At 74.4% G+C, this 9450-nt stretch carries 11 protein-coding genes; 7 read left to right on the forward strand and 4 right to left on the reverse strand.

The genetic code is table 11. The annotated features are described in order from the left end of the window. Window positions 1-107 precede the first annotated feature (107 nt). Window positions 108-1445 carry a 6-phospho-beta-glucosidase gene (locus EBH09_RS30815; RefSeq protein ID WP_193776621.1) on the forward strand — a complete coding sequence of 446 codons (1338 nt, stop codon included), beginning with the start codon at window positions 108-110 and terminating at the stop codon, window positions 1443-1445. A 23-nt stretch (window positions 1446-1468) separates the two neighbouring features. Here EBH09_RS30815 and EBH09_RS30820 read toward each other — a convergent pair whose 3' ends face one another. After that, the gene (locus EBH09_RS30820) at window positions 1469-2677 is read right to left on the reverse strand and encodes an ATP-grasp domain-containing protein (protein WP_121750153.1); all 1209 of its coding nucleotides are present in this window, start codon (window positions 2675-2677) and stop codon (window positions 1469-1471) included. Between the two features lie 282 nt (window positions 2678-2959). On the opposite strand from EBH09_RS30820, the gene EBH09_RS30825 reads away from it, so the two are divergent. Together EBH09_RS30825 and EBH09_RS30830 are read left to right on the forward strand one after the other, a co-directional pair. Then, window positions 2960-3829 carry a metallophosphoesterase gene (locus tag EBH09_RS30825; RefSeq protein WP_121750154.1) on the forward strand — a complete coding sequence of 290 codons (870 nt, stop codon included), beginning with the start codon at window positions 2960-2962 and terminating at the stop codon, window positions 3827-3829. After that, the gene (locus EBH09_RS30830) at window positions 3826-4506 is read left to right on the forward strand and encodes a 4'-phosphopantetheinyl transferase superfamily protein (protein ID WP_121750155.1); all 681 of its coding nucleotides are present in this window, start codon (window positions 3826-3828) and stop codon (window positions 4504-4506) included. Before EBH09_RS30825 ends, EBH09_RS30830 begins: the two co-directional genes overlap by 4 nt. Before the next feature lie 82 nt (window positions 4507-4588). Here the strand turns inward: EBH09_RS30830 and EBH09_RS30835 are convergent, their stop codons facing one another. From EBH09_RS30835 to EBH09_RS30845, 3 genes are all read right to left on the reverse strand, one after another. Beyond that, window positions 4589-4831: a hypothetical protein gene (locus tag EBH09_RS30835; RefSeq protein WP_121750156.1), complete on the reverse strand. Its 243-nt coding sequence runs from the start codon at window positions 4829-4831 to the stop codon at window positions 4589-4591. Between the two features lie 137 nt (window positions 4832-4968). Then, a complete protein-coding gene (locus EBH09_RS30840) occupies window positions 4969-5508 on the reverse strand; it encodes a toxin-antitoxin system, toxin component (RefSeq protein WP_121750157.1) in 540 nt (179 codons plus the stop codon). Window positions 5509-5540: 32 nt separating this feature from the next. After that, window positions 5541-6197, reverse strand: coding sequence for a helix-turn-helix transcriptional regulator (locus tag EBH09_RS30845; RefSeq protein WP_121750158.1), 657 nt, complete (start codon window positions 6195-6197; stop codon window positions 5541-5543). Between the two features lie 232 nt (window positions 6198-6429). Here EBH09_RS30845 and EBH09_RS30850 point away from each other — a divergent pair, with 232 nt between their 5' ends. From EBH09_RS30850 to EBH09_RS30865, 4 genes are all read left to right on the forward strand, one after another. Then, window positions 6430-7089 carry a hypothetical protein gene (locus EBH09_RS30850; protein ID WP_193776622.1) on the forward strand — a complete coding sequence of 220 codons (660 nt, stop codon included), beginning with the start codon at window positions 6430-6432 and terminating at the stop codon, window positions 7087-7089. 62 nt (window positions 7090-7151) lie between these two features. After that, window positions 7152-8303, forward strand: a complete 1152-nt coding sequence (locus tag EBH09_RS30855; protein ID WP_121750160.1) for an FAD-binding oxidoreductase — start codon at window positions 7152-7154, stop codon at window positions 8301-8303. Beyond that, window positions 8300-8599 (forward strand): (2Fe-2S)-binding protein, encoded by a 300-nt coding sequence (locus EBH09_RS30860; RefSeq protein WP_121750161.1) that lies wholly within the window; start codon window positions 8300-8302, stop codon window positions 8597-8599. Before EBH09_RS30855 ends, EBH09_RS30860 begins: the two co-directional genes overlap by 4 nt. Continuing rightward, window positions 8589-9450 (forward strand): FAD/NAD(P)-binding oxidoreductase (locus EBH09_RS30865; RefSeq protein ID WP_121750162.1); only part of this gene is annotated, 862 nt, incomplete at its 3' end. The genes EBH09_RS30860 and EBH09_RS30865, both read left to right, overlap by 11 nt.

The raw sequence follows: 9450 nt of genomic DNA on the forward strand, positions 1-9450 counted from the left end.
GCACAGGGGGCGTGCGGGCGGTGGCGAGCAAGGGGCCCGCCCGGCCGGCCGGGCGTGCCATGATCGGCGCCAGGTGGAAGTCGGGGCGGTGACGGAAGGGTGCGGGCGTGAGGCTGACGATTCTGGGCGGCGGCGGATTCCGGGTGCCGCTGGTGTACGGGGCGCTCCTCGGGGACCGCTCCGAAGGACGCGTGACGCATGTCGTGCTGCACGACCGGGACGCGGCCCGGCTGTCGGCGGTGACCCGGGTGCTGGCCGAGCAGGCCGCCGGGATGCCGGACGCGCCGGAGGTGACCGCGACGACGGACCTGGACGCGGCGCTGCGCGGGGCCGACTTCGTCTTCTCCGCGATCCGCGTCGGCGGCCTGGAAGGGCGGGCCGACGACGAACGGGTGGCGCTGGCAGAGGGCGTCCTCGGGCAGGAGACGGTCGGCGCGGGCGGCGTCGCGTACGGACTGCGGACCGTCCCCGTCGCCGTCGACATCGCGCGCCGCCTGGCCCGGCTGGCGCCGGACGCCTGGGTCATCAACTTCACCAACCCGGCCGGCCTGGTCACCGAGGCCATGTCCCGGCACCTCGGAGACCGCGTCATCGGCATCTGCGACTCGCCGGTCGGTCTCGGCCGCCGCGTCGCCCGCGTACTGGGCGCCGACCCGGACCGGGCGTGGATCGACTACGTCGGCCTCAACCATCTCGGCTGGCTACGCGGGCTGCGCGTCGCCGGCCGCGACGAACTTCCGCGACTGCTGGCCGACCCGGCGCTGCTCGGCTCCTTCGAGGAGGGCCGGCTCTTCGGCCCCGAGTGGCTGCGCTCCCTCGGCGCGATCCCCAACGAGTACCTGCACTACTACTACTTCAACCGGGAGACCGTCCGCGCCTACCAGGAGGCCGACCGCACCCGCGGCGCGTTCCTGCGCGACCAGCAGGCGCGCTTCTACGACGAGATGCGCCGCCCCGACGCCCCCGCCCTGGCGACCTGGGACCGGACCCGCGCCGAGCGCGAGGCCACCTACATGGCCGAGAACCGCGAAGCGGCGGGCGCGGGCGAGCGCGAGGCCGACGACCTGTCCGGCGGCTACGAGAAGGTGGCGCTGGCGCTGATGCGGGCCGTCGCCCGCGACGAGCGCACCACCCTGATCCTCAACGTCCGCAACCGCGGCACGCTGTCGGTCCTCGACGCCGACGCCGTGATCGAGGTCCCGTGCCTGGTCGACGCGAACGGTGCCCACCCGGTGGCCGTGGATCCGCTGCCGGGCCACGCCACCGGCCTGGTCTGCGCGGTCAAGGCGGTCGAGCGCGAGATCCTGACGGCGGCCGGGTCCGGCTCCCGCGCGGCAGCGGTACGCGCCTTCGCACTGCACCCGCTCGTCGACTCGGTCAACGTCGCCCACCGCCTCGTCGACGGCTACACGGCCGCCCATCCGGGTCTGGCGTATCTGAGGTAGGCGGCCGGCCTCTCGGCCGCGTCCTACGCGGGAGCCCCGGCGGCCGAGTCCGGTGCGGGAGCGGTGACCGGGCCGACGGCCGGTGCGGTGACCGCCGGATACTTGAGAGCCGGAGCCGGAGCCGGAGCCGGAGCCGGAGCCGGAGCCGGAGCCGGAGCCGGAGCCGGAGCCGCGACGGAAGGGACGTCCGGGCGCTGATGCGGCAGGGAAACGGGCCGCAGCGGGCGTGGTCCGGACACCACCGTGTAGTCCTGGCCCAGGAACGGCGGCGTCAGGTCGCCCGGGTCGTCACCGATGGCCAGCCGGACCGCCGCCCACGGCATGTTGATCCCGCACAGCGCCAACTGGTGCAGACCTCCGGCCGGTCGGGTGTTGACGTCCATCAGGACGGGCCGGTCGCCGTACATCCGGAACTGCACGTTGGCCAGGTGGTGCAGCCCGAACTCCTCGGCGATCCGCCGGGCCGGCGCCAGCCACCGCTCGTGCAGCGTGAAACCCCGGCGGCGGCCGTCCTTGGTACGGCCCACGGCCAGCCGCACCCGGTTGTCGGGCCCGGTGAGGCAGTCCACCGAGACCTCCGGCTGCTCCAGCCGCGGCATCACCAGCCAGTCGACCGGCTCGTCGGCCGCCCGCAGCGCCTCGACGACCAGGTGCAGCGGCACGGACGGACTCGGGAAGCCGTCCAGGTGCGCGAGGGAGAAGGGGTCCCGGGTGACCATCCGGAAGCCCACGCCACCCGCGCCGGACGCGGGCTTGAAGCACGCCCGGTGCCCGTGCGCCTCCAGCTCCTCGACGGCCGAGACGAGTTCCTCGGCGGTGCGGACCCGCCACCACGGCGGCACCGGCACGCCGATCGCCCGGACCGCCTCGTAGGCGATCACCTTGTCCTGGAACACGGCCACCGCCTCCGGCGGCGGCGCCAGCAGTGCCGTACCGGCCGCCTCGAACTCGGCACGGTGCGCCACGATCGCCGACTGGTACAGCCGGGGCACGAACACGTCGATGCCGCGCCGCGCGCACTGGTCCAGGGCGTACTCGACGTAACCGGCCGGGGACAGGCCCTCCGGCTCCAGGTCGGCGGTGTCCGCGGCGGCCAGCACGGGGGAGTCCGGGTCACCGTGCGTGGCATGGATCTCGACGGCCCGGTCGGCGGGATTTCTCCGCAGCTGATCCATGAAGAAGACGTTCTCCGCGTACGTGCGGTTGAGCCAGACGCGTACGGGAGAAACCATGCAGGTCGCCTTTCACGGTTCGCGGGCAGGGCGAAGCGGGCCGTGCCCGGCCAGGGGGTTGGAGGGACACCAAGCCGCCCTGCGCGGAGGGAATCGTGGCGGTGGTGTTGGGCCGATCATAGGGGGTTCCACGCCTTGGGACGCAAAGCGCGTCACACGGATGCACGGGCGGTGCCACGGGGCGGCCGGGACGCCCAGGTCCGGCGTGGGCGAGCCGCCCTTGTGACCGGGGCCCGCGATGTGATCTCGTGGCGTCGAACGGGCGTCCGGAAGGGGTGGGGGATGACGGCGACGGACGGTGGCCCGGGGCGGCTGTGGGCCATCAGCGACCTGCACATCGGCTACGCGGAGAACCGCGCCCTGGTCGAGGGGATGCGCCCCGAGTCGGACGACGACTGGCTCCTGGTGGCCGGCGACGTGGCGGAGACCGTCTCCGACATCCGCTGGGCCCTGGGCACCCTCGCGGACCGCTTCCGCCGGGTCGTCTGGGCCCCCGGCAACCACGAACTGTGGACGCATCCCAAGGACACCGTCGCCCTCCGTGGCGTCGCACGCTACGAGCACCTCGTCGAGGTGTGCCGCGAGCTGGGCGTGACGACACCCGAGGACCCGTACCCCCTGTGGGAGGGAGCCGGCGGCCCGGCGGTCGTCGCGCCGCTGTTCCTGCTCTACGACTACTCGTTCCTGCCCGCCGGATCGGCGACCAAGGACGAGGGACTGGCGTACGCCCACGGCACCGGCGTCGTGTGCAACGACGAGTTCCTGCTGCACCCCGACCCCTACCCCAGCCGTGACGCATGGTGCCGGGCGCGGGTCGCCGAGACCGAGCGCAGGCTCGCCGCGCTCCCCGCGGACCTGCCGACGATCCTCGTCAACCACTATCCGCTGGACCGGCACCCCACCGACGTCCTGTGGTATCCCGAGTTCGCCATGTGGTGCGGCACCAGGCTGACCGCCGACTGGCATCGCAGGTTCCGGGTCGACACCATGGTCTACGGGCATCTGCACATCCCGCGGACCACCTGGCACGAGGGCGTCCGGTTCGAGGAGGTGTCGGTGGGCTACCCCCGCGAATGGCGCAAGCGGACCGGGCCGCCGGGAGCGCTGCGCCGCATCCTGCCGTCGCCGGCGCGAGAGGAGGTGGCCCGGTGATCGAGGAGCTGCTGCCCGACACGGTCGTCACCGTGGAGGCCCACGGCCAGGACGACGCGGGGCATCTCCCCCTCTACCCGGAGGAGGAGGCGCTCGTGGCCCGGGCGGTCGCCAAGCGCCGGCGGGAGTTCACCCTCGTCCGGTCCTGCGCCCGCCGGGCCATGGAGAAGCTCGGCGTGCCCGCGCAGCCCGTGCTGACCGGCGAACGCGGTGCACCGCGCTGGCCCGCCGGGCTGGCCGGCAGCATGACCCACTGCGACGGCTACTGCGCCGCCGCGCTGGTCCGCGCCACCGACCTGGCCTCCCTCGGTATCGACGCCGAACCCGACGGGCCGCTCCCGGACGGCGTCCTGCCCACGGTGTCCCTGCCCGTGGAGGCGGAGCGACTGCGCCGGCTGGCCGAGGAGCGTCCCGGCGTCCACTGGGACCGGCTGCTGTTCAGTGCCAAGGAGTCCGTCTACAAGGCGTGGTTCCCGCTCACCGGGGAGTGGCTGGACTTCATGGAGGCGGACATCGAGATCTCCGTGAACCCCGGCGACCCGTGCCGCGGCACCCTGCGCGCGACCCTCCTGGTACCGGGACCGGTAGTGGGCGGCCGGCGGCTGACCCACTTCGACGGCCGCTGGACCGCCGGGCACGGACTGGTCGCCACGGCGGTCACGGTCCCGCACACCTGAGCCTTCCGTCGCGCCGCCCGTGCTCCCAGGGGTCCGCACTGCCCGTCCGGCCTCGTGCGCGGCTCGGGCCGGGCCCCGCCCGTCAGGGTCGCGGGCACCAGCTCCGCAGCAGGCGGAAGAACTCCTCCTCATTGCCGGCCAGCCCAGCGGCCTCCAGCGCCTTTTCCGCCTCGGCCAGCACGGAGGGCGGGACGACGGGCGGACGAGGGGCGTCGGCCGGTCCCGCCGCGGTGTCGAAACCGGCGCGCACCGTGTGCAGCAGCCGCAGGTAGGCCTGAACGGCGGTGCGCTCGTGGTCGGTCAGTACGGCGGTGGTGGTGGTCATCGGTCGGCTCTCCCCACAACGACGTCAGCGGTCACGCGCCCCCGCACAGCGGCGGCACACTCCCAGCTTGCCGCCCACCACTGACAATCCCGCCGAGCCGCGCCCCGTACGCCGCCCACCATGGGCCGATCGAGCCATCAGCCCAGATAGCCCAGCGACGCCCCGATCCGTCCCGCCAGGTGGTCCCGCTGCACCGGCCCGCGCAGAGCCGAACCGTCCAGCCACGTACGGCACTTGCTGGCCAGCAGCAGCCCGAAGGCCTCCGCCTCCTTCTCGTCGGCGAGGTCGAAGCGGGACCGCGCGGCGACCGCGCGCACGGTGGCGCGCAGTGCCTCCTCGTCCCGGTCCGCGCCGTCGGCGTCCAGCAGCCGGGCCGCGACCGTGGCCCCTTCGACGAGGTGCCCGCAGTGCCCGGCCTTCATGTGCCACAGCTCGTGACCCAGGATGACCAACTGGTGGTCGGGCGCGGTGCGTTCCTCGACGACGACCAAGTCCTGGTCGGCCATGTCGAGCCACAGTCCGCTGGCCGTCCCGGGCGGGAAGGCGGCCATGCGGAACAGCACCGGACGGCCGCGTCGCCTGCTCATCGCCTCGCACAGCGCCGCGTACAACTCGGCGGGCCGCGCCGGGGCGGGAAGCGTCAGCTCCTCGACCAACTCGCCGCACAGGCGGCGCATCTCCCTACCGATGCCCACGTCTCTCCCCAGGCTCACGACTCGGGCCGCTTGACGCTTTCCAGGAGCATGTCCAGCCATTCGGCGACCTTGTCGCGGTGCTGGTCGGTGGGCAGTTGGGCGGCCCGCCAGGCGATGCCGCGGACGCCGTGGTCCTGCAGGAGCCGCTCCAGGGGGTCGCCGGCGGCGGCCGCCGCCTTCCGCTCCCGGTCGGCTAGCTGCTGGAGCAGTTCCTGCTCGGTGTGCTGCAGGGCGCCCGCGAGCGCCTCGGGGTCCTCGGCGGTGAGGAATCCGGCGTGCACCCGGAAGAAGCGCTGGATGGCGTCGCAGTGCTCCATGGTGGGCCGCCGGTCGCCGTTGATGAGGGCGCCCGCCTGCTGACGGGACATGCCGGCGCCGTCGGCGATCTCCTGCTGGGTGTACTTGCGGCCGTTCGGCTTCAGCCGGGTGCGGCGCAGCAGGTCCAGGCGCTGCACGAACCGGGCCTGCACATCGGGCTCGCCCGCCGGCCGGCCGCTCAGCAGGGCGCCCGCCACGGACTCGGGAACGCCGGAGGCGGCGGACAGGCGGCCGACGTCGAAGACCTCGGCGGCCGGCACGCCGAGCCGGTCCGCGAGCGCGGTGACGCGGGCGACGACGGCGGACAGCGCGGCCGTCGGCATGGCACCCGGACCCTCGAAGCCACCCGTCACCGACAGCTCTCCTACGTCTCTCACAGGCCTCACAGGCTTCTCACAAGCGGTTGCCGTGAACTTCCCGGAGAGTAGCCTGCCGCTCGAACTCACATCCAGGTCTCGCCACAACTGTGGCCTATTTCAGCCGTCAACAGGCACGAAATGCCACGATAGTTGACACGCCTCACGTCGGGGCACCAGGATCGGGACGCCGCGAGAAGGCCGCATAGGCAAGAGGGGTGACCTCCCGATGGCATTTCAGGCAGGAGGGCAGCGGCCGGCGCCGCGGCCCGTCCCCACGACCCCCGACGCCCAGGCGTACCTCCAGGACTACACCGCGCTCCTGGAGGCCGTGTCCTTCCCCTCCCTCGTCGTCGACCACCGCTGGGACGTGGTGCTGACCAACGGCGCCTTCCGGACACTCTTCCGGGGGGCCGGACCGCATCCGACGGCCATGCCGGGCGACAACTTCCTCAGATTCGTCCTGTTCCACCCCGACGCTTCCGCGGTCCTCGGTGAGCACGAGTCGAGCTGGTGCCTGCCCATGCTGGCGCACCTGGCCGGCGCCCTGGAGCGGTACGGCCACGACAAGGGTCTGCAGGCCGTCCGCCGCGACATCGCCCAGGACCCGATCATGGAGGCCGCCTACCGCCAGGGCCTGCCGCACTGGATCCGTGCCGTCGGCGCGGAGGCCGTCGAACTCGACGGCGCCGTACGGCCGCTGCACCATCCCGACCCGCGCTGGGGTGCCACCGAGTGCCGGGTCGTGGTCGAAACGTGCAAGGCGCTGGAGGAGTTGGGCTGCACCCGGCTGACGCTGGTTCTGCGCGAACCCCGCCGCGCCCCGCACCGCCCGGCACGCCCCCGCCGCGCGGCCGCCCATCTGAGGGTGGTCCCCGCCCCCGAGTGATCCACCGCGCGAGCGGACTCCGCCCTGTTCCCAGTCAGTGTGTTGTGTGACATAGTACTGGCGTGAGTACGCCGCTGACCTGCGATGTCGTAGTGGTCGGGGCCGGAATGGTGGGCGCGGCCTGTGCGCTGTACGCCGCCCGCGCCGGCCTCGGCGTGACAGTGGTGGACCGTGGCCCGGTGGCCGGCGGCACCACCGGAGCGGGGGAGGGCAACCTCCTCGTCTCCGACAAGGAACCCGGACCCGAGCTGGAACTCGCCCTGCTGTCCACCCGCTTGTGGACCGCGCTGGCAGGCGAACTGGGCCGCGCCGTCGAGTACGAGGCCAAGGGCGGCGTCGTCGTCGCCGGGACCCCCGAGTCACTGGCCGGCCTGGAGGCCCTCGCCGCCGCCCAGCGGACGGCCGGGGTGCAGGCGGTGGGCGTCCCGGCGGACCGGCTGCACGACCTCGAACCCCGTCTCGCCCCCGGCCTGGCGGGCGCCGTGCACTATCCGCAGGACGCCCAGGTCATGCCCGCCCTGGCCGCCGCCCACCTGCTGCGGGCGTCGGGAGCCCGGCTGCACACCGGCCGGACGGTGACCGGCATCCTGCGCGGCCCCGACGGCGCCGTGCGCGGAGTACGCACGGACCGCGGCGACCTGCACGCCCCGGCAGTCGTCAACGCGGCCGGACCGTGGGCCGGCGAACTGGCCGGCCTGGCCGGCGTACGGCTGCCGGTCCTGCCCAGACGCGGCTACGTCCTGGTCACCGAACCACTGCCGCCCCGCGTACGCCACAAGGTGTACGCCGCGGACTACGTCGCCGACGTCGCCAGCGACTCGGCCGCCCTGCAGACCTCCCCGGTCGTGGAGGGCACCGCCGCGGGGCCGGTCCTCATCGGCGCCAGCCGCGAACGGGTCGGCTTCGACCGGTCGGTGTCCCTTCCGGCGCTGCGGGCGCTGGCGGCGGGCGCGACCCGGCTGTTCCCCTTCCTCGCGCGGGTACGGGCGCTGCGGGCGTACGCCGGGTTCCGGCCGTATCTGCCCGATCACCTGCCGGCGATCGGCCCCGACCCGAGGGCGCCCGGTCTGTTCCACGCCTGCGGGCACGAGGGCGCGGGTATCGGCCTGTCCACCGGCACCGGACACCTGATCGCCCAACTGCTGAGCGGTGAGCGGCCCGCGCTCGACCTCACCGCGTTCCGCCCCGACCGCTTTCCCGAGGGGGCCCGGTGAACCCGCTCCGGCTGGTCCGGGCCCGGCCGGAGCGCGCCTTCACGGTCACCGTCGACGGGCGGACGATCGAGGCGCTGCCCGGCCGGACGGTCGCCGCCGCGCTGTGGGCGGCCGGCGTCACCTCCTGGCGCGCCACCCGGGGCGCGGGCCGGCCGCGCGGGGTGTTCTGCGGAATCGGCGTGTGCTTCGACTGCCTGGTCACCGTCAACGACCGCCCCAACCAGCGCGCCTGCCTGGTCCCCGTACATCCGGGCGACGTGATCCGCACCCAGGAGGGGACCGGCCATGAGGACTGACCTCGCGGTGATCGGGGCCGGACCGGCCGGGCTCGCGGCGGCGCTGACGGCGGCCGCCCGCGGGGTACGGGTCACGGTCGTGGACGCGGCCGACCGGCCGGGCGGACAGTACTTCCGGCAGCCCGCCGCAGAACTGGGCGCCCGGCGGCCACGGGCGTTGCACCACCGATGGCGCACCTGGGAGCGGCTGCGGGACGGGCTCGCCGCCAGTGACGTACGCGTCCTGACGGGCCATCACGTGTGGTTCGTCGAAGAGCGGTCCGGCGCCTTCACCGTGCACGCGCTGCTCGGGCCCGGGCAGGACGAGCCGTTCGCCGTACACGCGGACGCGGTGCTGCTCGCCACCGGCGGCTACGAGCACGTCCTGCCCTTCCCCGGCTGGACCCTGCCCGGCGTACTCACCGCCGGGGGCGCCCAGGCCATGCTCAAGGGCGGGCTGGTGGTGCCCGGACGGGCCGCCGTCGTCGCCGGCACCGGGCCGCTGCTGCTGCCCGTGGCGACCGGGCTCGCGGCGGCCGGGGTGCGGGTGGCGGCGCTCGTCGAGTCCGCCGACCCGAGGCAGGTCGCCCGCCACGCCCGGGCCCTGGCCGGCAAGCTCCCCGAGGGCGCCGGATACGCCGCCCGGCTCCTGCGCCACCGCGTCCGCCCCCTCACCCGGCACACCGTCGTCCGCGCCCACGGCGACGACCGGCTGACCGGCGTCACCGTCGCCGCCCTCGACGCCGACGGAGGCGTCCGGCGCGGCACCGGGCGGTACATCCCCTGCGACACGCTGGCCGTCGGCCACGGCATGCTCCCGCACACCGACCTCGCCGACGGCCTCGGCTGCCGCCTGGACGGTCCGGCCGTGG

Origin of the sequence: Streptomyces sp. E2N166 (genome assembly GCF_003671715.1) — a bacterium.
GTDB classification, from domain to species: Bacteria; Actinomycetota; Actinomycetes; order Streptomycetales; family Streptomycetaceae; genus Streptomyces; species Streptomyces thinghirensis.

Excerpts from the sequence above, each read along its gene's own strand:
- EBH09_RS30820 (WP_121750153.1), bottom strand. The coding sequence starts at position 2,677 with ATGGTTTCTCCCGTACGCGTCTGGCTCAACCGCACGTACGCGGAGAAC.
- EBH09_RS30825 (WP_121750154.1), top strand. The coding sequence starts at position 2,960 with ATGACGGCGACGGACGGTGGCCCGGGGCGGCTGTGGGCCATCAGCGAC.
- EBH09_RS30835 (WP_121750156.1), bottom strand. The coding sequence starts at position 4,831 with ATGACCACCACCACCGCCGTACTGACCGACCACGAGCGCACCGCCGTT.
- EBH09_RS30840 (WP_121750157.1), bottom strand. The coding sequence starts at position 5,508 with ATGCGCCGCCTGTGCGGCGAGTTGGTCGAGGAGCTGACGCTTCCCGCC.
- EBH09_RS30850 (WP_193776622.1), top strand. The coding sequence starts at position 6,430 with ATGGCATTTCAGGCAGGAGGGCAGCGGCCGGCGCCGCGGCCCGTCCCC.